Here is a 23,693-nt window from a genome sequence, read left to right as displayed (position 1 = left end):
TTATCTCTCCTTTCTTGAATTCAATATTGGCTTTTCTATAGAGGCTTCCTTTATGACTTCTTGTAAAGTTGTTAATCCATGATTCACTTTTTGTAAACCGTCTTCAAAAATCGAAATAAACCCGTTTTTAGTCGCATACCGCCTAAACTCCTCACTAGTAGCATTTTTTAAAATTAATATTCTCATTTGATGATCAATCCACAATATTTCGTGTATTCCAATTCTGCCTCGATAACCTGTACGGTTACATACACCACAGCCTTTTCCCTTGTAAAGAACCTTCAAAAAAACACCATGTTCTGATAGAAATATTCTTTCCTGTTCGCTAGGTTCATAAGTAACTTTACATTGCTCGCAGATTTGTCTAACTAAACGCTGTGAAATGATACCAATAAGAGAAGATGATATCAAATAGGGCTCAACACCCATTTCTCTTAAACGAGTGATCGTACTGATTGCACTATTAGTATGTATCGTGGAAAAAACCAAATGACCAGTAAGTGAAGCACGAACAGAAATATCAATCGTTTCAATATCTCTAATCTCACCCACCATTACAATGTTTGGATCTTGTCTTAAAATGGAACGTAATCCTTTACTGAAGGATAACCCGGTATGTGAGCTCACCTGAACTTGATTTATTCCATCTAGTTGGTACTCAACTGGATCTTCAATCGTAATAATGTTAGTTTCATTACGGTTTAAATGCTGCAAAGCAGAGTACAACGTCGTTGTTTTACCACTTCCAGTTGGTCCTGTGACTAAAACCATTCCATGAGATTGATCTAACATATTTCTGAAAATTTGTAGATTACTTTCATTTAAATTCAAATTGTTAATTTGTTTCACACTTTGGCTTAAATCCAAAATACGAAGTACTACTTTTTCACCATGGATTGTAGGTAATGTAGCAACTCTAATATCTACCTTTTTAAAATCTACATTTATCATGATTCGTCCATCTTGTGGATGCCTTCGTTCTGCTATGTTTAAATCTGCCATAATTTTTAATCTTGCTATCAAAATACCTTGTACATTTTTAGGCAATATTCTTTCAGTACGTAAAGCACCGTCAATACGATAACGGATCAAAATACGATTCTCCATAGGATCTACATGGATATCACTGACACGAAGTTGTACAGCTTGCTCTATCATTTCATTCACTAATCGAACTACAGGTGAATCTTTATCAGTTATCTCAGTTTCATCAATGTCATCGAAATCCTTTTTCACATCATTTATGACTTGATTCATTGATTCATGCAAACCGTATAAATTTGCTAATGCACTTTGTAATTCATCTTTTGAAATTAATGCAGGTTCAATGATGAAACCCGTTAACAAACGTAAATCTTCGATTGCAAAAAAATCTAGTGGATCAACCATAGCAACTAACATTTTCTTTCCATTTTTCCGAATAGGAATAACTTGATATTTTTTTGCAATTTGTTCAGATATGACGTTTACTAAACTCATATCTATCTCATATGTAGCTAGTGTGATATGAGGAATGCCTAACTGAAATTCCAAAGCTTGAATTAATTGTTGTTCAGTTATCATTCCTTTATGTATTAATAAATCTCCAAGTTTAAGGTTAGAATCTTTTTGTTCAGTAAGAGATTGCTTAAGCTGTTCACTAGTAATTAAACCTGAATCTACTAACAAATCTCCAAGTCTTTTTTTAGTAACTGCCATATGCATCTCAGCTCCCAATCAACTGTTATTAACCACTATAATCTATTAGGTAACTAAAATAAATCAACTACAATTACGTTTTTTAATGTAGGTATTTTTAACTAAACTTTGTGAAAAACAGGGAATAAAGACCTATTTGATTCAGTATACCATAAAATAGCATATTTGTAGTCCATAAATTTACATTTAATGTTAATCACTTTCAATTTTTATCAATCTATTAGATTTTAAATGGATTCCTATCGTATTTTTTTATAATATAGTAGTGAGAGAATCAAATATTTTAATGTCAAATTAAGAGGAATGAGGCAATAGAATTGATTTTAAAAAAGTGGATCATAAACTTGACTAGTCAAAAAGGCCTAAGCATGGTGGAGATCATTGGATCTATAGTAATCATATCAATAGTATTTATTACCTTTGCTACGATGTCACAAATCTACCTAAAAACAGATAGTAAACAAGACCATAAAACGGACGCAGTTCAAGTGGCTGAAAAAATATTAAATGAATTAAGATATAACGTTGATTATCCAAGAAACGGAGAAGAGAATATGAATGAAACTGTTTTTTTATATGAGATTGTTACTGATCCAATTGATCTAAGAGATATAAATGACCAATATGAATTACATTTAGTCGGGGACAATTCCTCAACGGAAGTTACGATGTATACTTTTCTTTACGATAATAATAATAGTACTCAAATTGCAACTGTTCATGTTTCATGGGAGGAATAACATGATCAAATTTATTAAAAAAGATGAGGGTTTAACCTTAGTAGAATTACTCGCAGCAATCGTTCTTATCTCTATTATTGCTACAATAGGCATTATGTTATTTTCTTCAATTCATTCATTTTGGGAAAATTCTATTGACAAGTATTCAAATGATGCAAATGCAGAATTAACGATGACTACTATTTCTAAATATGTTACAGACTCTAGTGATATTTTTACTATAAACAATAATCTACATACAGAAGAAGTAAGGGTGAAAACAGGTGAAGAATCTGGTACATATCCTTTTAAATCGATTAAGTTTGAGAATAACTCATTAACTTTTTATGAGTTAAATATTAGTGATGAAGAATTTAGATTAAATGATTTAGCAGAAAGTGTTTATGAATCCAAGATATTCTTAGCAGATAATGTTGAAAATTTTCAAGTTTCTATGTCAGAGGAGAATTTAGTTCATTTTTCAATTCAATTTGACCATGTTAAAAAAAATACTTCTATAAAGATATTTGATTTTTAAAAAGAAGTAGACTTTAATTGCTTTTTTATTTCAGTTCTTTCGCTCAAAGTATATCGTCTCTCCTTTTAATATATCAGGGTCCCAGAATGTATTCCAATAACTTCGTTCAATTTTATTCTCATTATTTCTATTGTTTTTATTTTTGTCCAATAATATATAGTATTGTATTAACGATATTGGTTGTTTTACTGTAACACCATCTTCACTTATAGGTGGCAGAGAATATATAGCTTCAAATCTATCATTATCTTCTTTATACTCCATTTGAAAGGTTTGCCTAGGTAAAATAGACTCCGCTTGAACTTTTTTATATTTTTTAATTCTATCATCAGGAATATACCATATCATCGCTTCTTTTTTATCTTGACTTAGCTCTACGCCATGAACAGGGACTTCAATTGATTCAGTAGTGTAAGTTTTATCTATACTATTTTTTTTAAATTTGAATTGATAATCTAGTCTTTTGATTGATTCATTTGTCGTTATAGTAGCCTCATATTTACCAATATCTTTATTATAATCTAAAATAATTTGATTATTATTATTTCCTGGTATACTATATTTGAAATTGACAGATTCATAGTCCGGGTCACCCGTTGTAGTAAATTCATCGGGTGTAAACCAAACATAAAATTCACTACTGCTATTAAAGGAGACTCCAAAAGGTGTAATCCAGAACGATTCCAACTGTTTTCCATCATGAAATTGTTCTATCGTTTGTGTAACGATTTTATACTGAATAATCGCTAAGTTACCTGTGTTAGTAGTAATGGTATGATCAACATCTACATCATTACATTCAGTACTTGTATTTATATAACAATAAACAGAATTGTTCGTATTAATGGGGAATTCCACTGTGCGATTGTCATGATCATCAGTAATATAATGATATTCAACAAATCGATAATTCTCATCTTCTACATCAAACCAGAACCCTGTTTGTTTGAGAAATTTTGCGCTACTATTCTCTCCAAGAATGTATCTCAACCCAATATTCACATTTTCTTCTACTTCATCATTGACATCTTCTGGAATATTTGGCTCCCCTTCTCCGTCTCCAGGATCTCCTCCATTACTTCCATCATTTAATATATATGTAATCGTCTTCTCCTGTTTTGCTGTCCCACTGCCAATACTTGTGGACACTGTAACTTCGTAATATGTTTCACTAGAATCGTCAGGATCAGGTTTTTTATCAATATCCATAATATATTTTGCTTTTAATCCATTAGGAAGTATGATTTCAATTCCATTATGATCAGTATATCCAGGATATCTAAGATCTTCTCGACCACTACTTTCATCAAATTCATATAAATCTTCTATACTAACTAAATCATCTTTTACATCTTCAACGTATTTAAGAAACGTCTCCATCCCACTCACTGTTGATAAAGTAACAAGTTTTAAGTCTTCATTTTTATCTTCCATTGTGATTGTTGAAATCATCATATCGAATAAGATGGGGGTAATGAGCATTAAAAAAGCAGAAATAATTAGAACATAAATAATAACTGCACCTTTCTCATTTTTTAAGAAACTCATATTTGTCCTCTCCATTTCAATTTTTAAAAATAACAACTTAACCTATTACTTTTACCTACAACTACTAATAAAATTCTATCGTACAAACTGTAATTTAACAATCATTGTGTATGCATATTTTTACTCACCTTTCCGCAGGAGTCCAATCCAATATGATATGATCTGAATAGAATACATTAGATATATATATAAAATTAGTGCATCCTTTCATGAACACAACTACCCATTGTAAAAATTAACGATGACTTTCATTCAAATAAACACAATAACAATCTATTCTCTAAAATTGAATAAAACAATGTATTATGAATAGTTTAGTTGAGCTCTCTTGTGATAATCTTATCATTAGGGAGCATTTTTTGTTGCTCTTATTGTAGGTGAGGTGAAAATTATGAAAGCAAAACAGGCAATAGTAACAGGTGCTTCAAGTGGTTTTGGATTACTTACTGTATTAGAACTAGCACAATCAGATTATCATGTCATCGCAACGATGCGTAATTTAGAGAAGTCTAAAATATTGGAAAATGAATTAAGCAAACTGCAAATAAGTCAAAACGTTGACATGTTAAAATTAGATGTAACCTCCACTGAGGATTTGAATGAATTCAATCATAAATTAGATAACTACAATAACATTCAAGTTCTAGTGAATAATGCAGGTTTTGCACAAGGTGGTTTTACAGAGGACGTAACGATTGAACAGTATAGGGATCAGTTTGAAACGAATGTATTAGGTGTTATAGCGGTTACCCAAGCAGTCATTCCAAGGATGAGAAAACAAAAATCTGGAAGAATTATTAATTTGAGTAGTGTATCAGGTTTAATTGGATTTCCTTCTCTATCTCCATATGTAGCATCTAAACATGCCTTAGAAGGGTTTAGTGAATCACTTCGTTTAGAACTAAAACCTTTTGGAGTTGATGTCATTTTAATAGAACCTGGATCTTATGCAACAAATATTTGGAGCAACAGTATATCAAAGACAAAATCATTAGAAAACAATTCAACCTACAACGTATTTATGGAAAAAATTAAATCAAGGTTAAAAAATGAAGAAAAAAACTTAGGTAATCCAATTGATGTTGCTAAACTTATCACTTATGTAGCCAAAACACCTAATCCAAAACTGCGCTATGCTATAGGAAAAGGGGTAAAATTAAATCATTTCTTAAAAAGAATACTTCCTTGGCGCATGTGGGAGAAAATAGTTTTAAAGTTATTATACAAATAATGAAATAAACTACATCACTCTATGAATTGAAAATTTAGTACCATTTTACACACCCTCACCTCATAGAAACTAAATCTATCATTGCATTATTGCTTTACTTGCATTTCTTATTGATTCAATCTAGTAAAGCGTCAGTGTATTATGGTTTAATTTTGTAGTTCATATGAACTTATTTTATATAAATTATTCACATTATTGTTAATATAAGGTAATATTTAGTTGAGTGGATGGCTTTTATATCAACAAACTAAATGGAGGGTGTATAATGAATTTAAAACGATTTTTTTCTGTATTTATGGCAATTGCACTAATTCTATCTTTTTCAATTACTAGTTTAGCAGAACCTACTTCAGAAGACAGTACAATCATTGTAAAGTTCAAAGATAAAACATCTAAAAGCATGAAGCAACAAATACATCAAGATGAAAAAGCAGAAGTCTTAAAGAAAAATAAACAAATCGGTTTTGAAGTTATAAAAGTGAAAGGAAAATCTGTAGAAAAAGCCTTAAAAGAATATAAGAACAGAGCAGATGTTGAATATGCAGAACCTATTGTTGAATATCACGCTCTATTCACTCCAAACGATCCACTTTATCTATCAGACCAATATGGTCCTCAAATTATGGATCTTGAGCAAGCTTGGGAAATTACACAAGGTAGTTCATCAGTTGTCGTTGCTGTACTTGACACTGGAGTTCAGGCAAACCATGAAGACTTACTAGGACAAGTCATTCCAGGTTATGACTTCATTGATAATGATAGTGATGCTTCTGACGAACAAGGACATGGCACTCATGTAGCTGGAACAGTTGGAGCACTTACAAATAATGGAGTAGGCGTTGCTGGTGTAGCTCCAAATGTTAAAATTATGGCTATTCGTGTTTTAAATGAAGTTGGTAGAGGAACGAATGCCGGAGTTGCAGATGGAATTACTTATGCTGCTGATAATGGAGCAGATGTAATTAACTTAAGTCTTGGAAGCACTGTTTCTTCCGCTGCAGTAGAAGATGCTGTTAACTATGCTTGGGAAAAAGGAGCGGTTATCATTTCAGCTGCTGGTAATGATGGAGTGAATGTACAAAATTACCCAGCCGCCTATCAAAATTCTTTGGCCGTTGCAGCTACTGATTCCAACGATAATAAATGGTCTAGTTCTAATTATGGTTCATGGGTTGATGTGGCTGGACCAGGTGTAGGTATTATTTCAACTCGACTGGGTGGAGGTTACGTTTCATCTAATGGAACATCGATGGCTACACCACATGTAGCAGGTTTAGCAGCTCTACTTGCATCCCAAGGAAAAACAAATGTTGAGATTCGCAATATAATCGAAAGTACAGCAGAATCGATATCAGGTACGGGTACTTATTGGGAACATGGAAGAGTGAACGCATTTCTTGCATTAAATGGAGGGGACGTCCCTGATCCCGATCCAACTGTAGTATTTGAAGATGATTTCGAAACAAATAAAGGGTGGACTTCAGACCCTAGCGGAAGCGATACTGCTACAACAGGTTTGTGGGAACGTGCTAATCCTGAATCCACAAGTTATAGCGGAACGAAACAACAAGGTACTACACCAAGTGGAAGCTATGATCTTGTAACAGAAGGAAGTGCAGGAAGTTCTGCTGGTGTCAATGATATTGATAATGGAGTGACTACTATTCAATCACCAGCGGTTTCATTACCAGCTGAAGGATCGCTTACACTAGCTTTCTCTTATTACTTAAGTCATTATTCTAACGCGAATAGTGATGATTTCTTCCGTTTAAATCTTGTTCGCTCAAATGGAAGCGTTGTCACTTTATTTGAAGAATTAGGAACTTCCAGCGATCAGGATGCTGCATGGTCGAATCAATCTCTTGATCTTTCAGCTTATGCAGGAGAAGATGTTTATCTTCAATTCGAAGCGGCAGATGCTGGCAGCCCTAGTTTGGTAGAGGCTGCAGTAGATGATGTCAAAATCACACAAAGTACAGCATCCATTTTCGTAGAACAAGCGATAGATTAAAGAAGGTTTTTTTAATAAACTAAATAGTTTAACTTATATTTTTGATTATAAAAGTCATCCATAAACATCCTAAGCCTAACTCATCTGGGCTTAGGACTTTTTTTTTCATTTTTTTTGGCACCTGAAGGGTTTTTTTATGACAGTATACGTGAAATACAAAATTATAACTTCTTACTTAATCTAATAACACTCCAATTCCCTTATTTTTTGCTAAATTAAAATAATAAGCCGCTATACTAATATCAAAAACACCCATGCCCATAGGGTTAAACATAATCGTTTTATGATGATCTATTTTAGTTAAAGCTTGATCACATACGACCTCAACTAGAGACATTGTATCTTTTTTCTCTAATCCTTTTTCAAGATGAAATTTTTCAATATCTGTATTTTCCCTGCATACCTCTTCCCAATCATCTACAACAATAGTTTCAATTTGTTCCATGACATTCACCTGATAATCTCGTAGTGAAACATTTAATAACACTGCTCCCTGCTTCGGCTTAAGATTGATATATCTGTGATCAGAAACTGTGCAAGTGATAAACACATCAGAATGTAGATACGCCTCTTCCCACGTATCTACAATTTTCACTTTATTAATATCTTTTCCATCTATTTTGCTTTCGTTTATACCTTTTATATCATACAAGTAAATATTTTTTATTAAATCACCAAAAACGGCTGTACACATTTTATAATGATAATACCCTATAGGTCCCCATCCAATCAATCCTATATTGATTTTTTTTGATTTACGTATTTTTAAAACCTGTTGTAACATTAAACCACTTACTGAAGCAGTCCGGAGAATACTAATTAAAGGGGTGTGAATCATGGCCATCGGTATACCCGTATCCGCTTCATTTAAAATAACCACGCTATGTGCTCTTGGGATATCTTTTGTAATATTTTCTGGAAAACTGGCAATCCATTTAATTCCTGCCATTTGGATTTCTCCACCAACGAAAGCTGGCATAGCGATGATCCTATTTTTCAGATTTTTATATCTCAAATAAGGTTTGATCGGTTGTGAAAAATCATTTGATTGAATGCACTGTACTGTTTTTTCTATATTTTTAATTAACGTCTCCCAATGAATTCCTAACAAGTTAATATCTTTTTCATTTAAAACGATCATTTCATCACCTCCCTACCAAAAATAGTTCACTTCACCATATTGCTTTTTTACCCATTCATCTGAATAGATCGTTTCTAAATATCGGTCACCACGATCTGGAAAAATCGCAACACATGTTGAATCCTTTGGGATGATAGGCTTTAACTTATTTACAGCTGCAATTACTGCCCCAGAAGATCCACCCGCTAATATGGATTCCTCCTGAATTAAATGACGACAACCCGTTATACAATCTAAGTCAGATACATGAACAATATGATGGATTGATTCCTTGGGGCACAATGCCGGAACCAAACCTGCACCTATTCCTGGAATCAACCTTTGACCCGTACTTTCCTTAAAAATAACACTACCAATTGAATCTACAGCTACTACTTTTGTTTTTAACTGGTGATCTCTTATAAAATCTACACAACCACGAATCGTCCCACAAGAACTTACCGCACAAAACATATAGTCTACATGTTTTAAATCCATAAAGATTTCATTCATTGTCATAACATAGTGTGATTTTGAATTATTGGGATTTGCATATTGATTTGGCCAAAAATGATTTTTCAACTTTTTTCGCAACTCATTAACTTTATCAATTCTTGCTGGTAAAAACTCTCCTGTATTAGGCTCAGGTTTTTTGACTATTTCAACGATTGCATTAAAAGCCTTTAATATATTTAAATTTAGTTCCGTTGTTTTTGGATCCACTACACATATGAATTTCAAACCAAGATAATTACAGATTTTAGCGAGGCTTATGCCTAAGTTGCCAGAGCTAGATTCTATAATGGTTGTATCCTTTTGGATTTCTCCTGATTTAATACCTTCTCTTATCATAAACAAAGCAGGTCGATCCTTGGAGCTCCCACCTGGGTTTAAAAATTCTAGTTTTGCAAATAGTTTCATAGATTGATTTTCAAATATTTTATTTAATTGAACCAGAGGTGTATGGCCAATGGCTGTTAATATTCCTTCATCTATGTTCACTTTAATGAACACCACCTAGTTTTATTTTTCATAGTAAATTTTTTTATTTTTGACTTTTCCTGTGTTTAATTCCTCATTTGACACCGCTAATACCTGTATTTCATCCAATATTTTATTGTTGATCATACGCCCTATTTCAGGGATTTTTCCTTGAATATCCTTTTGAATGGTTGTGAGCATTGAACGATTCAGTAGCTTGCTGTGAATATAAATTGTAAGTGTATTATTTTGAAGCTTGACTCGTACACTTGCTTCTTTTAAATGTTGATATACGATCTCCTCAATGTCATAAATACTAATTTTTTCTCCATGTTTAAATTCAGGCCCAACTCTTTTTACAATGTTTTGGAACGTTTGTTTTTCAACGCCATCGATGACCATGGTTCTTAAATCTCTAACAACATCATAGGTAACAAATCGAATTGCAGGAAACATAGAACGAACAAAGGAAGTTAATACAAGAATGGACTCCTTACTTTCCAACCTCTCCATCTTTAAACCGATTTCATCTGATTGAATTCCCTCTGCATACAAATGATCTAAAAATACATATCGCCTAATGTCATGTGAATAATACGCAATGGTGCCAATTTCAATGGAACCTAATGTATCCATCATATCTTCTCTTTGTATTTGAAAAATATTAGCTATTTTTTGCTGCCACTCCTCTGATGCGATTTCTCCAACTAAAATGATCTTCTTGATTCCAAAGTCAGCTGGGTTTTCAGCTGCATAAATTAAATGATCTAATATAGAGGGCATCGTATATAAAACGTCTGGTTTAAAGGTTTTGAGCTGTTGGATATGCTCCTCAATGGGGAGATCAAAGGAAATAGACTTACTTTCCATTTGTAGTTTTTTAAAAATAAAATCGGCAGTACTAGCAGCATGACCTGTACCTACATCCGAAAATGCCTTTTTACAGGCACTATTATTTAGAAATTGTTTATAAACCTCCATTTTTAATGATACATACCGCTGTTCATCTTCTTCGGAATAAGCGATTTTTTTTCTAATATTAGAGCTAGTTCCTGAGGTTTGATACACATGGATAGAATCATCATATTCCTGATGATAATAATGTTTTTCCAATATATCTGTGGTCATGTAAGGGAGATCATTGAAATCCTTAATGTGCTGATTTATATAAAACTGTTCGTACCACGGATAAATGATTTTAACTTCTTTCAACTTATCTTTTAATTTTTCAAGCAAGTCCATCGCTGCCTCCTATACTTTATTCAGATTTCAATTTCTGTTGAACTACCTACTAAAATTATATGATATGGAATATAGAAGGTTCTTTTCTTAAATAAAATTGCAAGAAATAGGCAATGAAACAAGCAATGATGTCGTCTTAAACGTACATTAAAATATAAACACTTTGGCTAATCATTTAAATAAAATCCAAGGAGTTGTCAATCAATAGATGAATAAAAGAGAAAGTAAGAAAAAATATGTTTCCAGTAAGTGGATCAAAACATTAGCTCTGATAAAAAATACGGACTTAATAACCTATATCCCTGAAACAAGAAAGGTGAATTTTGAAAGTTTAGATGAAATGTTAAATAAACACCACGTTGTATATGTGAAACCGAGTCGAGGTTCATTAGGTAAAGGTGTGATGAGAATCAAAAAAACGAACGAAAATGAGGAAGAAATTTACGAATGGCAGCAAGATTTAGAAGTCAAACAATACAGTTCGTATAATGCATTATATAATGACTTAAACCATCAAATTCAAAAAACGAAACGACTTCATATCGTGCAAAAAGGTATCGATATGGTGAAATATAAAGACCGTTCTGCAGATATTAGAGTTATGGTTCAACAAAATACAAATTCAGAATGGGAAGTTACTGGCATCATCGCAAGATTGTCTCATCCTAAAAAAGTTGTTACTAACATCAGCAGCGGTGGCATTATCTGTAATATCGAAACGCTAATTAACCATTTATGTCCAGATGATCATAATTTAATAGAGAAACTGAAGTGGATTGGTCTTGAAACTGCAAAACAAATGAATAAAACATATCCCAATATGAAAGAAAGTGGGTTGGATATCGCTCTGGATCAAAACCTGCATCCTTGGATTCTAGAAGTGAATACAAAACCGAGTGTGATTCCGTTTACTCGGTTAGAAGACAAAAGAATCATCGATAAAATAGTTCGATACGGGAAGGCTTATGGAAGACATTATTATTTAAAACCAAAGTTTGATATAAAGGGGAACAGAATAATTAAACCTAAAAAAAGAAGTAGGAAAGGTGGTAAAGGCATAACTAACATTTTAGAGAATACGCACCCTGAAAAAAGACAAAAAGCAGCAAAACCTTTCCCTCGAAAATATACACGCTATAGAAAAAGATTCCCTCTAAAAAGGTGATTTTATAAGTATTATACACTCACACCAATAAACTCCTTAAGGAATAGTTGGTTCAGCATATTATGTTCCTTAAAAATATGGGCTAAATCATTCCCAAAAAAGCCTTGAAGGAGGTTACTCCCCCCTTCAAGGCAGTCAAAATAAATTTAATTTTTAGACAGTTTAAATTTTGATTAGTTTTTTATATCTAAAACTCTCTTCTACTAAGGAATGTATTGTTCCAATATTTGTACGATTTCATCTTCTATTATATAAAAATGATAGATTGGTCTATAATCCTCCTCATACGTTTCCATATACTCATTTACAATGTCAATAAATTCATTTGTGTATTTTAAACTTGCCTCTTCTATTATGTAGGATGAATAGTCTGTTGATAATTGATAAGGAATTCTTTCTTCTTTAATATTACGAATGTAAAATCCATTTGGAATTTGTTGCTCTGCTTCTTCTCTACTCAAGTTTTCATCTTCTTGTATAGCTTGAATAGCTTGCTCTTCACCTAACCATTCAACCGTATCAATTTCAAAAAAGACAGTATCATTTTCTTCTTTTACATTTATAATCTTACCCATGATAATTTCTAAATCAGGAAATCTTTTTACAACATGTTCTAATCTATATATTTGTTCATAAAACTCTTTCATTATGTCTAATTTGCTATCAATCATTTTAGATTCAAAACTATTCACTTGCTCCATTAATTGTTCATTTTGAGTTTTTAAATTTATAATTTCTTCTTTTAGCTCATTCATTTCATTTTGTATATCAACTGTATTTTTTGCAACTTCTTTTGGCTGTTCAATTTGGTTTTGGCACCCTATTAAACTAGTTATACAAATTAATAAGATAAGACAAAAACCAATATTTTTAAAACTATAAGTGAACATTTTCAGTTTCGAACCCCCCTTTTTCATTACAGATAATGAATTTATTCAATACAAATGAAAATTTTGATAATACATGGTGAATTATACCACGATAAAATATAAAAAGGTAGAATAATAGTATGGAATTATTTTTTTTGAAAATTTCATCTATACTACTATACTAAATTAGCCAAATAGTATAATATTATGGTATATTTTAATAGGATATGAAATTTATTTCAATTATCTGAATATTGAGATAATTATTCTGTCCATACTTTTTATACTTTACATAATTTTTCTTTATCTTTAAAAATTTTAAGGAGGATGAAATGATGACATTAAAGTATTTAAAACAAAGTTTTATCATTTTACTTGCACTTTTTATTCTGTTTTCTTACTTCCCTACGAACAAAAATGTAAGCGTTTACGCAGACAGTGATTTTGATTATTACGTTGGTGCAGGTATTTATGACATCACGGGTCCCCCAGCAGAAGTGGTGATGATGGGATATGCAAATCCATCCATGACTACAAAAGGTATCCACTTCCGTTTAAAATCAAGAGCGTTTATTATGAAGGAAAAAGAAACGGAGAACAGTGTAGTTTTTGTAAGTGCAGATCTTGGTCAAATTTTCCACTCTGTCACACAAGGTGTTGTTCAAAAATTAAAAGATAACGGATATGGAGATTTGTATAGCTATAATAATGTATTGTTAAGTGCTACACATAATCACAGTGGTCCAGGAGGATACGCGCATGATGGGTTATACAATGTAAGTACTTTTGGTTTCCATGAAGACAATTACAACGTCATCGTCAATGGAATCTATGAATCCATTGTTAGAGCTCATCAAAATTTAGAACCAGGTTACATCGAAATCAATGAGGGAGTTGTGGATGGAACTAGTTCTAATCGTTCTGAAGTAGCCTATAACAATAATCCAATAGAAGAACGAAATCAATATGAAGATAATGTTGATAAAACTATGACCCTTTTAAACTTTAGAAATACAGATGGAGAACTTCTTGGTATCATCAATTGGTTTGCAGTACACGGTGTTTCCATGGGACAAGATAATCAGTATATTTCAGGTGAAAACAAAGGTTATTCTTCCTACTTATATGAAAAAGAAATGCAATCCAATAATGGTGATGATAAAACATTTGTAGCTGCATTTGCTCAAGCTAATTTAGGGGATGTAACACCAAACATATTTGGAGATGGAGTTGGTTATGGAGATAACGACTTTGAAAGCACTAAAAAATCTGGGGAAATCCAATATGAAGCTGCAAAATCGTTAAGTGAAACTGCACACGTTAGAATATCCGGTCCCATTGTTACCAAACATGAATTTAAAGACTTTTCTAATTTAGAAATCGATGGTAAATATACAGATGGAGAAGCTAAAAGAACGTATCCATCTGCATTAGGTTACTCTTTTGCAGCAGGAACTGAGGATGGAAGACCTGATTTAGGTATGTTTGAAGAAGGAATGACTCAACCTGAGTATAAAATAGACGGATACGATAATATCATCACTTATGCACGTGATCTTCTGGTCATCGTACCACAAATCGGTGAGATGAGTGGTTCCTTATATCCTGAATTATGGGAACAACATTATCCTAAACCTATTTTATTTGCGCCATCTCAAGTAAAACCAGATCCTTGGACACCTCAAATTATTCCATTACAAATGGTTCAAATAGGTCAACTATCTATTCTAGCTGTACCTTCTGAAATCACAACAATGGCTGGTAGAAGATTAATTGATATTGTTCAAGAAAATATGGCAGATCAATTTAGCAACAACCACATTGTAATTGCAGGATTAGCTAACTCTTATTCTAGTTATGTTACAACACCTGAGGAATATGAAACACAACAATATGAGGGTGCATCTACACTATTTGGAAAATGGACATTAAGTGGGTACTTACAAGAATTTGATAAACTTTCAAAAGCCATTATTAACAATGAGAATATTGAACCAGGACCGATTCCAAAAGATTTGACAGACGAGCAGGTTTATCTCCTTCCAGGAATCGTATTTGATGCCCCGCCAATTTTCAGGGATTTTGGCGATATTAAAGATAATGTTAATACCAGCTACAACGTTGGAGATAATGTCAAAGTTAGCTTTTGGTCTGGTCACCCTAACAATAACTTTAGAACTGAATCTACCTATCTAGAGGTACAACAACTAATAAATGGTGAATGGGAAGTCATTGCAGACGATGGCGATTGGGAAACTAAGTTTCTATGGAACCGTGAATCAACTTTATTTGGAACATCATCTTCTACAGTTGAATGGGAAATTCCATCTAATACTGAAAGTGGTACGTATCGAATCGTACATTATGGAGCTTATCAAACCATAACAGGTAATGTTTATGAGTATACTGGGAAATCTTCTGAGTTTTCCATAAATTAATTTACAGTGACATTTTTCGATCGCAAAAATTAATATTGTAATAATAGGACTGTAAAAATGAACTGCACCCCAATTGTTATACAAAACTAATAATTGGAGGTGCAGTTTTATATCACCCATAATTCTATAGAGTGAATTAGCCATTAGACGTTAGCTTTCCTTACTCTTAACCACTTCTCACCAAAATCCACACATTCTTTTTGTTTAAATAATTTTGCTTTGGCCATGCCAATGAGACCTTTAAATACATGATGAACTTTTTCAAAATCTTGACCAATTTCATTAAAACAATTAGAGTCAAGTCCATATCAATGTGACTAAATGTTTTCCATACTCTTTTCCCGTTTTCTATAATAGGAGCGCCTTGAGCCTCTCTGGTATGTATTGGTGCTCTATATTCTGATAAATGAAATGAAGTATTATTTTCATAACCAACACCAAGTAATAAAACATAACCATTCAAATCATATATTTTTGAAAGAGGTGATTTCTCACCTAATCCATCTTCTAATGAATGTTCTTTCGTCACTTGTTCAGCATGTTTTCCCCAAGCAGCAAATGAATATAAAGGATGGTAACTTCTTTTCACATTCGGGAACGTCCGAAATGTTTCTACTATTTTCCCCATATACCACGTGGGTGTAAATAGAGGATCAAATGCAGGCATCGTATCTCTAATCACTTGCCACCAGTTTTTTGGAACAGGAGGATTTTCCCAATAGGAAGGTTCTGAAAGATTGGGTGAGTGAGTTGCCATAATCAATGTTCCTTCTTCTGTAATTATCTTTATCAAAGCTTGTACTACTGCAACTGATCCTCCACTTACCCAACCTAATGAGCTTAAAGATGAATGAACGATCACAGTCATGCCTTTTTTAAGTCCTAATTTTATAAAATCAGTTTTTAAGGTATCTTTTGTATTTAGTTGTCTGATTTGTTTATAACATTTGCTTCACTCAAAAACTAAAACCTCCACATTTGTTTATCATTACATACGTATTAATGCAAGTTCTATTTCTGTTTAAAAATTGAGAGCTTTATTTTTATAAATACTTTTATAATTTTCAAATGTTGTTTTAATTTTTTATATCCACTTCACCAAAAACAATGACACAATCAACGACTAACGTAGGAGCATCTGGATTACTAGATCGGTTGTAAGTTCTATTTCTCCAATCGCCAAAAACTGGAACCCCATTAATTTCGATATTCCATTCCTCAGGGATCCTGATATCAACTTCTCCAAACGCAACGACAATATCAATCGTAATTTCATCTTGTGCGATGTTTGCTTCTCTTAGATCCAAGTTTACTTCACCAAATCCTACAACTATACTCCCACCTTTAAATTCTTGTGAAACATTTTTCAAGTCTGAACCAGAAAAGGCTCCAATCGTTTTAATCTTATCTTTAGTATCAAGATTTAATTTACCCTTTTTAAAATTATATTCTTTATTTGAATTAGTCCTGTTTGAGAACATAATCCATACACCTACAATGATAAGAAGTACAGGCCAATAGGAAGCATACTCAAAAATATTAAAAACATCTAAAATGCGTAGTTGCAATAATACACCTATTGTTAAAAGAATAAGACCACCAGATTTTGAATTTGAATGATTGAACATGCTTACTATACCTAAAAAAACTAATATTAAAGGCCAAAAGTTTCGAAATAAATAACCTAAATTCAAATCTATAATTTCCGTACTATTTAGTAAAAGAAATACGCCTATGGCAATCACGATGATTCCAAATATGTATTTACTTTTCATTTGTTTCCCACCCTTTACTTTAGTTTCATCTAAACATATGAATATGAAATAAATTTATTACAGAAGGAGAAAATTAATCCCCTCCTCCACCGCCAGAATCACCACTGCCACTATCTCCATGTCCAAATAAACCGTTACCTGACGTGGTATTTGAGTCATATGATCGATTAGAATGTCTCTTGCTGTCTCCAAATATTAAATTTGAAACAACAATTACTACACATATTAGTATAAAAAATAAGAAAATGAACCCGATTCCTGATGGCATAATACTCCCCCTTCATTTGCCATTTATCTCTATTTTATTCGAAATGAAAAGCAATGTATATATGGTTTTTCATCACACTCACTGTTCTCTGAAACAAAAAACGATCAATAGCAAAACAATATATTTTAAATATAAATCATTTCATAATGATATTAAAACAAGTATAATCTAAATAAAAGAGTATCAGATTATGAACAAATGAATAAACTGATAAAGACCGCAGATGTGCCAGCATCTACGGTCTTACAATGATTGCCTCAGGGTGATCGGTTTAAAGATGAAAAGTCCCCCAACATAAACTGGGTTAATGGGGGATTATTTTTTTTTGAGGTATGAAAGTAAAGTTAGAATAAGCATACTGAACATGATCATCAATATTAATGCATCATTAATTTCCATGGCGTCACCTCCTTTCTCAGGAGATGGGCCAATCACCAGTGAGTCTATATCCCATTGCTTACATATTATACCACATTTTGTCGAATGAAACGCTTGTTCTATTCATTAAATTTAGTGTTTTACTCTTTATTTTTGGTACGATTCGCTATTTCCATTGCACGTTCTGTTCCTCTTGCTGCCTGGTTTAAAGCTTCCTGCGGAGCCATGCCTTGATATAAATTTTCCAAAGCAGTAACAACCTGTTGTCGTGATTCAGGAAATACAGAAATTAGCGCTCCTTGTGTAGCTGGTTGTGACTTTGTTGATTGCAATTGATCTACGGTTACTTTAAGCTGTGGATATTTTGAATGCTCATCTTTGACTAATTGCTCCTCATAAGCTGCTGGTGTGATAGCGAAATATCCTGTTTCAACATGCCAGATCGCTTGAATTTCTGGAGTTTGCAAATATTTCATAAAATTCCAAGCTCCATCCTGTATGCTCTCATCAATTCCTTTTGATAACCACAATGAAGCACCACCTATCACTACCCCTTGAGGTTCCATATTGTCAGGATGAGGTATAAAGCCTACGCCTACTTCAAAAGGTGAGTTCTCAATAGCATTACGAACTCCTGACGAAGAATCCATATACATGGCAACCTTACCAGATTGGAAGGCGGCGCGAATATCATCCCAATTAGATCCAAAATTTCCAAACGTCCCTGCCTGATTCATACCATTTAATAAATTAAATATTCTCAGCCCTTCTTCACCATTGAACAATACATTTTCTGCATCACCAGAACGACCATTGTTTTGATCTACATACAACCCTCCTTGTGTTGCAAGAAGTTGTTCAAAAAACCAACCATATGTCAACATTGAAAAACCGAATCGATCTGTCACATTACCATTCACAGAAGTTAACTTTTTAGCTGCTTCTTTGATCTCACTATATGTACGCGGTGCTTTGTTTTCATCTAAACCGACTTCAGTAAAAGCATCTTTGTTGTAAATTAAAACAGGAGTGGATGAATTAAATGGCATGGAGTGAAATTTCCCATCAACTTTGTAATAATTAATAATGTTTTCTTCCAATAAATCCATTTCATAATCTTCTTTATCAATAAAAGTTTGAATCGGTTCAAAAAAACCACTATCAATCATATATTTTGTTCCAACCTCAAACGTTTGCATGATAGCTGGAGCATCATCTGTACCGCCTACACTCCGTAGTTTAGTTAAAGCTTCTTCATATGAGCCTTGATATTCAGCAACAATTTCGTATTCATTTTGTGATTGATTGTACTTATTAACAATGCTATCTAACGTTTCTTGCAATTTTCCTCCCATGGAATGCCAGAACACAACTTTTGTCTTATCTCCATCTTTAGTTCCTACCCGTTGATCCTCTGATGATTCGTTTGTCTTTGTTAATTCATTTTTAGAAGTTTGTTCTGAACAAGCAGACATAATGAGAACAAACCATAAAATGATAATTGAGTAACCTACTTTTTTCAATTAAATCCTCTCCTTTTATTTAATTGATCCTTGAGTCAGACCTTTTTGCAATTGTTTTTGTCCTAAAAATAAAAGTAATAAAGCTGGAATGATCACAATGATAACTCCTGCCATCACCACACCCCATTCCGTTGCTATTTCTTGTGTCTGTAATTGTTTAATACCAATCTGCACTGTTCGTACAGAATCATTACTCGTCACTAGAAGAGGCCATAAATACATATTCCATGTGGTTAAAAATCCATAAGCACCTAATGTGACTAAGCTGGTTTTTGAAACAGGTAATACAATTTTGTAAAAAAACTTAAATTGACTTAAACCAGCAACCTGGGAAGCTTCATATAATTCTAACGGAATTATTTTAAAATGCTGTCTCAATAAAAATGTGCCAAAAGCCAAGGCGAAAAATGGTATGGTTAATCCTTCATACGAGTTAATCCAACCTAATTTTTGTATGGTCAAAAAATTTGGAATCATCGTTGCTTCCCAAGGAATCATCATCGTTGAGATAAAAATAAAAAACACAACATTTCTCCCATGAAAAGGAATAAAAACAAACGTAAAAGCGGCGAGGCTTGAAACAACTAACATGCCAATTGTTACAGATGTTGAAACAATGAAACTATTCCATAAATATTGCAAAAGAGGTACGCTTTTAAATGCATCGATGTAGTTTTGATAAGTTACAGATTTGGGAAGTATTTGCCCTTGAAGAATCTCCCCACCATCCATAAGACTAATAAAAAATGCATAACATATTGGAAAGATCAAACATATTGAACAAATCATTAAAAGAGGATAAACGACCCATTTATTAATCATTGATAAAACACCCTCTTTTCTCCAAATTTAAATTGTAAAATCGTGACAATCAAAATAAAGAAAAAGAGAACGATAGCCTGAGCACTTGCTGTTCCAAATTGATAGTTGATAAATGCTTCTCGATAAATGGAGTAGACTATTAAATTTGTAGATTCAGCTGGACCACCTTTTGTTAAAATATCTACTTGACCAAAGGTCTGGAAAGCATTAATTAACGTGATTGTAATGATGAAAAAGAGCGTTGGTGATAACATGGGAATAGTAATACGCCTCATTTTATACCAAAAACTAGCACCATCAATGGATGCACTTTCATATAAATTTTCATCTATATTTTGTAATCCCCCAAGCAAGATTAAAAAGGTGAAACCCGTATTCATCCAAATGGTTGTGATAGAAATGGAAATGAGTGCCCAACTCGGGTCTACTAACCATTCTATGGCTTGAATATTAAAAATAGATAGTAAACGATTAATTGCTCCTATGCTAGGATGGAATAAAAATAACCAAATGACAGAAGAAGCAGCTACTGACATCCCCATAGTTGAGGAAAATAAAGTACGAAACACACCGATTCCTTTCAGTTTTTCATTTGCTATAATTGCTAAAAAAAGTGCTGTCACAATACTTATGGGCACGGTATATAAAACAAATAATAATGTAGCCTTTATACTTTTATGAAAACTTTCTGATTGTATTAAGTATTGAAAATTTTCTAAACCTACGAATTCTGCTGGTCTCCCTTGTAAATCCGTTAAAAAGAAACTTAAATATACCGTTTTAAACATAGGATAAAATACAAATACACTAAATAGTACAATAGAGGGCAATAAATATAAAAGTGCTGTTCGATTATTTAAGGTACGGGACAAGAAACTTAATTTATTTATAGTAGCAGGTATTTGCCCTTTATGTTCTTCGTCTACTACAACTTTCATAAGTTCACCTCATTAATTTTATAATGAGTGTCTGCTTTAGCATTTTTCAAAGCAGTTCCCGTCTTAGAATCAAATATACTTAACACCTGATAATCCAAACTAATAGGGATACGATCCCCAATAGCTATTCTCCATTGTCCATTCCATTTCATGGACCACTGCTGATCCTTTATCTTAAATGAAATTATCGTTTCAGTACCTAACACTTCAACATTCACAACCTCTATTTGAAAATGAATAGGTTCGTTTCTAGCCAAATGAATATCTTCTGGTCTAATTCCAACAATAATATCTTCGTTTGATATATTCCTAACATCATGTAAAGGAACTAAGATCTCATGATGATATTCAATTTGAATGGTTTGTTTTTGTTTGTTAAACGTTGCTGGAATCAGATTCATAGGTGGTGAACCAATGAATTGAGCGACAAAAGCATTAGCAGGATGATTATAAATCTGTAACGGATCACCAATTTGTTGTATTTTACCTTCATTTAATACCATAATTCGATCCCCCATGGTCATCGCTTCGACTTGATCATGGGTAACATAAATCATGGTTAGACCCAATCGACGTTGGATTTGTTTAATTTCTGACCGCATATGTGATCTAAGTTTTGCATCTAAGTTGGAAAGAGGTTCGTCCATCAAACAAATTGGGGCCTGACTTACTATTGATCTAGCCAGTGCTACTCTTTGACGTTGTCCTCCTGATAACTCGCGAGGTTTTCTTTTTAAAAATGGGATTAAGCCTAACATATCTGCAACTTCAATACATCTTTTATTTCTTTCATTCTTTGGTACCTTTTGAGCTTGAAGTCCAAACACAATATTTTCTGCAACAGTTAAATGAGGGTAAAGTGCATAATTTTGAAAAACAAAAGAGATCCCTCGTTGACTAGGTCGTAATAAGTTGGCATGATGGCCTCCAATGAATAACTTACCTTGTGAAATATCTTCTAACCCTGCAATCATACGTAATAGTGTGCTTTTCCCACAACCTGATGGGCCTACAAGTACAAAAAATTCTCCAGGCTCAATACTAACATTAATATTTTCTAATACATTCGTATGATGATTATACGATTTTGAGATTTGAACTAGTTCAACTTTTTTCATAGCATCCATCCTTCATGTATCATTCATTCTTCATAATTATGTACATGCTCTGTCAATGGTAGATTAATAAAATGTAAACTTTCAGTTAAAATAAATTAGAATACATAATTTACCCTTAAAAGTGAAAATAAATGATAAATAGAATCATATATTTCCAGTCTATGTCATTTGTTTTTCAATATGTAACATTTAATTTGTGTCTAAACCACAATGATTGTACGACAATCTTGTATGCACTACACATTGTTCAATAAATTCCTCTACACATATAATAAATATATTAACTTCAATTCAAATTTGAACACCATAACATAAAATCTTCAGACTAAAATAACAAACTATGACTGTGGATTGTACTTTAAGAAAAGGAGGTTAGTTACTGTGGAAGCGTTATCTAGAAACTTTTTCTTATACTTATCTAAAAATAAATCTTTAAACAAAATGGCAAAACGATACGGTTTAAAATTTGGTGCTTCAAAAGTGGTTGGGGGAATTGACTTTGATTGTGCAGTTCCAGTCATTAAAAAGTTAAATGAAAAAGGTCTATGTACGACAGTGGATCATCTTGGTGAATTTGTTAAATCTATGGATGAGACACGTGAGAGAACATTACAAGAAATTCACACGATTCAAACGATAGCAAGAGAAAAACTTGACTCACAAGTATCTGTAAAACTCACTTCATTAGGACTGGATATTGATTATAATTTAGTCTTTGAAAATATGAGAACCATTTTGAATGAAGCACAGGAACATGGCATATTTGTCACCATTGACATGGAAGATGAATCAAGATGCCAAGCCACTTTAGATATTTTTAAAGGGTTGAAAGCTGAGTTTAGTAATGTCGGTACCGTCATACAGTCTTATTTATATCGTTCCTTAGATGATATAAATGATTTAAAAGAACTTTCTCCTAACTTACGTCTAGTAAAAGGTGCTTATAAAGAATCAACTGAAGTGGCATATCAAGAAAAGAAAGACGTAGACGAAAATCTTAAAAAAATGATTAAAAATCATCTTTTAAACGGAAACTATACTGCCATAGCTAGTCATGATGATCAAATGATCAACTTTACTAAACAATTTGCTAAAGAAAATAATATTAGTCGTGATTTATTTGAGTTTCAAATGTTATATGGTATGAGAACTCAAACGCAGCTAGACTTAGTTAATCAAGGATATAAAATGCGGGTTTATGTTCCTTATGGAAATGATTGGTATGGCTATTTCATGAGAAGATTAGCTGAAAGACCTGCAAATGTAGCATTTGTATTAAAAGGAATTTTCAAGAGTTAATAAAATTATATA

Annotated in this window: 20 protein-coding genes and 2 pseudogenes; 8 read left to right on the top strand and 14 right to left on the bottom strand. The window is 32.7% G+C overall.

What is annotated here, in order from left to right; all coding sequences use genetic code 11:
* Positions 1-1,698 (bottom strand): GspE/PulE family protein, encoded by a 1,698-nt coding sequence (locus tag ERL59_RS03385; protein ID WP_160644488.1) that lies wholly within the window; start codon positions 1,696-1,698, stop codon positions 1-3.
* A gap of 317 nt (positions 1,699-2,015) precedes the next feature.
* Here ERL59_RS03385 and ERL59_RS03380 point away from each other — a divergent pair, with 317 nt between their 5' ends.
* On the top strand, positions 2,016-2,438 hold the full coding sequence (locus ERL59_RS03380; RefSeq protein WP_160644486.1) for a hypothetical protein: 423 nt from the start codon (positions 2,016-2,018) through the stop codon (positions 2,436-2,438).
* A 1-nt stretch (position 2,439) separates the two neighbouring features.
* The gene (locus tag ERL59_RS03375) at positions 2,440-2,955 is read left to right on the top strand and encodes a PulJ/GspJ family protein (RefSeq protein ID WP_160644483.1); all 516 of its coding nucleotides are present in this window, start codon (positions 2,440-2,442) and stop codon (positions 2,953-2,955) included.
* Positions 2,956-2,985: 30 nt separating this feature from the next.
* On the opposite strand, the gene ERL59_RS03370 is transcribed toward ERL59_RS03375, so the two are convergent.
* Positions 2,986-4,503: a hypothetical protein gene (locus ERL59_RS03370; protein WP_160644482.1), complete on the bottom strand. Its 1,518-nt coding sequence runs from the start codon at positions 4,501-4,503 to the stop codon at positions 2,986-2,988.
* 391 nt (positions 4,504-4,894) lie between these two features.
* Between ERL59_RS03370 and ERL59_RS03365 the strand changes: the two genes are divergently transcribed.
* The 3 genes and pseudogenes from ERL59_RS03365 to ERL59_RS21540 all read left to right on the top strand — a co-directional run bounded on the left by ERL59_RS03365 (position 4,895) and on the right by ERL59_RS21540 (position 7,745).
* Positions 4,895-5,734, top strand: coding sequence for an SDR family oxidoreductase (locus tag ERL59_RS03365; RefSeq protein WP_160644480.1), 840 nt, complete (start codon positions 4,895-4,897; stop codon positions 5,732-5,734).
* 265 nt (positions 5,735-5,999) lie between these two features.
* Positions 6,000-7,139 (top strand): annotated as a pseudogene (locus tag ERL59_RS03360) (S8 family peptidase); the annotation flags it as partial.
* Positions 7,119-7,745, top strand: a complete 627-nt coding sequence (locus ERL59_RS21540) for a choice-of-anchor J domain-containing protein (protein WP_407925674.1) — start codon at positions 7,119-7,121, stop codon at positions 7,743-7,745. The pseudogene ERL59_RS03360 and the gene ERL59_RS21540, both read left to right, overlap by 21 nt.
* Positions 7,746-7,920: 175 nt before the next feature.
* On the opposite strand, the gene ERL59_RS03355 is transcribed toward ERL59_RS21540, so the two are convergent.
* The 3 genes from ERL59_RS03355 to ERL59_RS03345 are packed head-to-tail and all read right to left on the bottom strand — an operon-like array spanning position 7,921 to position 11,088.
* Positions 7,921-8,886, bottom strand: coding sequence for a 2,3-diaminopropionate biosynthesis protein SbnB (locus ERL59_RS03355; RefSeq protein ID WP_160644477.1), 966 nt, complete (start codon positions 8,884-8,886; stop codon positions 7,921-7,923).
* 12 nt (positions 8,887-8,898) lie between these two features.
* Complete coding sequence (gene sbnA, locus ERL59_RS03350; RefSeq protein ID WP_160644475.1) at positions 8,899-9,867, bottom strand: 2,3-diaminopropionate biosynthesis protein SbnA; 969 nt, start codon at positions 9,865-9,867, stop codon at positions 8,899-8,901.
* A gap of 21 nt (positions 9,868-9,888) precedes the next feature.
* Positions 9,889-11,088 (bottom strand): phenylacetate--CoA ligase family protein, encoded by a 1,200-nt coding sequence (locus ERL59_RS03345; RefSeq protein ID WP_160644473.1) that lies wholly within the window; start codon positions 11,086-11,088, stop codon positions 9,889-9,891.
* 208 nt (positions 11,089-11,296) lie between these two features.
* Here ERL59_RS03345 and ERL59_RS03340 point away from each other — a divergent pair, with 208 nt between their 5' ends.
* The gene (locus ERL59_RS03340; protein WP_160644471.1) at positions 11,297-12,253 is read left to right on the top strand and encodes a YheC/YheD family protein; all 957 of its coding nucleotides are present in this window, start codon (positions 11,297-11,299) and stop codon (positions 12,251-12,253) included.
* 203 nt (positions 12,254-12,456) lie between these two features.
* Here ERL59_RS03340 and ERL59_RS03335 read toward each other — a convergent pair whose 3' ends face one another.
* A complete protein-coding gene (locus ERL59_RS03335) occupies positions 12,457-13,143 on the bottom strand; it encodes a hypothetical protein (RefSeq protein WP_160644469.1) in 687 nt (228 codons plus the stop codon).
* Between the two features lie 314 nt (positions 13,144-13,457).
* On the opposite strand from ERL59_RS03335, the gene ERL59_RS03330 reads away from it, so the two are divergent.
* Positions 13,458-15,560, top strand: a complete 2,103-nt coding sequence (locus ERL59_RS03330; protein ID WP_160644467.1) for a neutral/alkaline ceramidase — start codon at positions 13,458-13,460, stop codon at positions 15,558-15,560.
* A 143-nt stretch (positions 15,561-15,703) separates the two neighbouring features.
* On the opposite strand, the pseudogene ERL59_RS03325 reads toward ERL59_RS03330, so the two are convergent.
* The 8 genes and pseudogenes from ERL59_RS03325 to ERL59_RS03295 form a co-directional block, all read right to left on the bottom strand.
* A pseudogene (locus ERL59_RS03325) lies at positions 15,704-16,494 on the bottom strand (aminoglycoside N(3)-acetyltransferase).
* 142 nt (positions 16,495-16,636) lie between these two features.
* Entirely contained in the window at positions 16,637-17,335 is a 699-nt protein-coding gene (locus tag ERL59_RS03320; RefSeq protein ID WP_160644466.1) for a LiaF transmembrane domain-containing protein, read from the bottom strand.
* Between the two features lie 73 nt (positions 17,336-17,408).
* Positions 17,409-17,603: a hypothetical protein gene (locus ERL59_RS03315; RefSeq protein WP_160644464.1), complete on the bottom strand. Its 195-nt coding sequence runs from the start codon at positions 17,601-17,603 to the stop codon at positions 17,409-17,411.
* Between the two features lie 315 nt (positions 17,604-17,918).
* Complete coding sequence (locus ERL59_RS21535; protein ID WP_407925673.1) at positions 17,919-18,002, bottom strand: putative holin-like toxin; 84 nt, start codon at positions 18,000-18,002, stop codon at positions 17,919-17,921.
* Positions 18,003-18,121: 119 nt separating this feature from the next.
* Positions 18,122-19,504, bottom strand: a complete 1,383-nt coding sequence (locus tag ERL59_RS03310; protein ID WP_407925672.1) for an ABC transporter substrate-binding protein — start codon at positions 19,502-19,504, stop codon at positions 18,122-18,124.
* A gap of 15 nt (positions 19,505-19,519) precedes the next feature.
* Positions 19,520-20,326, bottom strand: a complete 807-nt coding sequence (locus ERL59_RS03305) for a carbohydrate ABC transporter permease (protein ID WP_160644462.1) — start codon at positions 20,324-20,326, stop codon at positions 19,520-19,522.
* Positions 20,323-21,264: a carbohydrate ABC transporter permease gene (locus ERL59_RS03300; RefSeq protein WP_160644460.1), complete on the bottom strand. Its 942-nt coding sequence runs from the start codon at positions 21,262-21,264 to the stop codon at positions 20,323-20,325. Before ERL59_RS03300 ends, ERL59_RS03305 begins: the two co-directional genes overlap by 4 nt.
* A complete protein-coding gene (locus tag ERL59_RS03295; RefSeq protein ID WP_160644458.1) occupies positions 21,261-22,382 on the bottom strand; it encodes an ABC transporter ATP-binding protein in 1,122 nt (373 codons plus the stop codon). The genes ERL59_RS03300 and ERL59_RS03295 overlap by 4 nt, the downstream gene beginning before the upstream one ends.
* 381 nt (positions 22,383-22,763) lie before the next feature.
* Between ERL59_RS03295 and ERL59_RS03290 the strand changes: the two genes are divergently transcribed.
* Positions 22,764-23,681, top strand: a complete 918-nt coding sequence (locus ERL59_RS03290) for a proline dehydrogenase family protein (protein ID WP_160644457.1) — start codon at positions 22,764-22,766, stop codon at positions 23,679-23,681.
* Positions 23,682-23,693 lie beyond the last annotated feature (12 nt).

Source organism: Chengkuizengella marina, assembly GCF_009910845.1.
Classification (GTDB): Bacteria; Bacillota; Bacilli; order Paenibacillales; family KCTC-33759; genus Chengkuizengella; species Chengkuizengella marina.
This window is presented reverse-complemented; position numbering and strand designations above follow the sequence as displayed.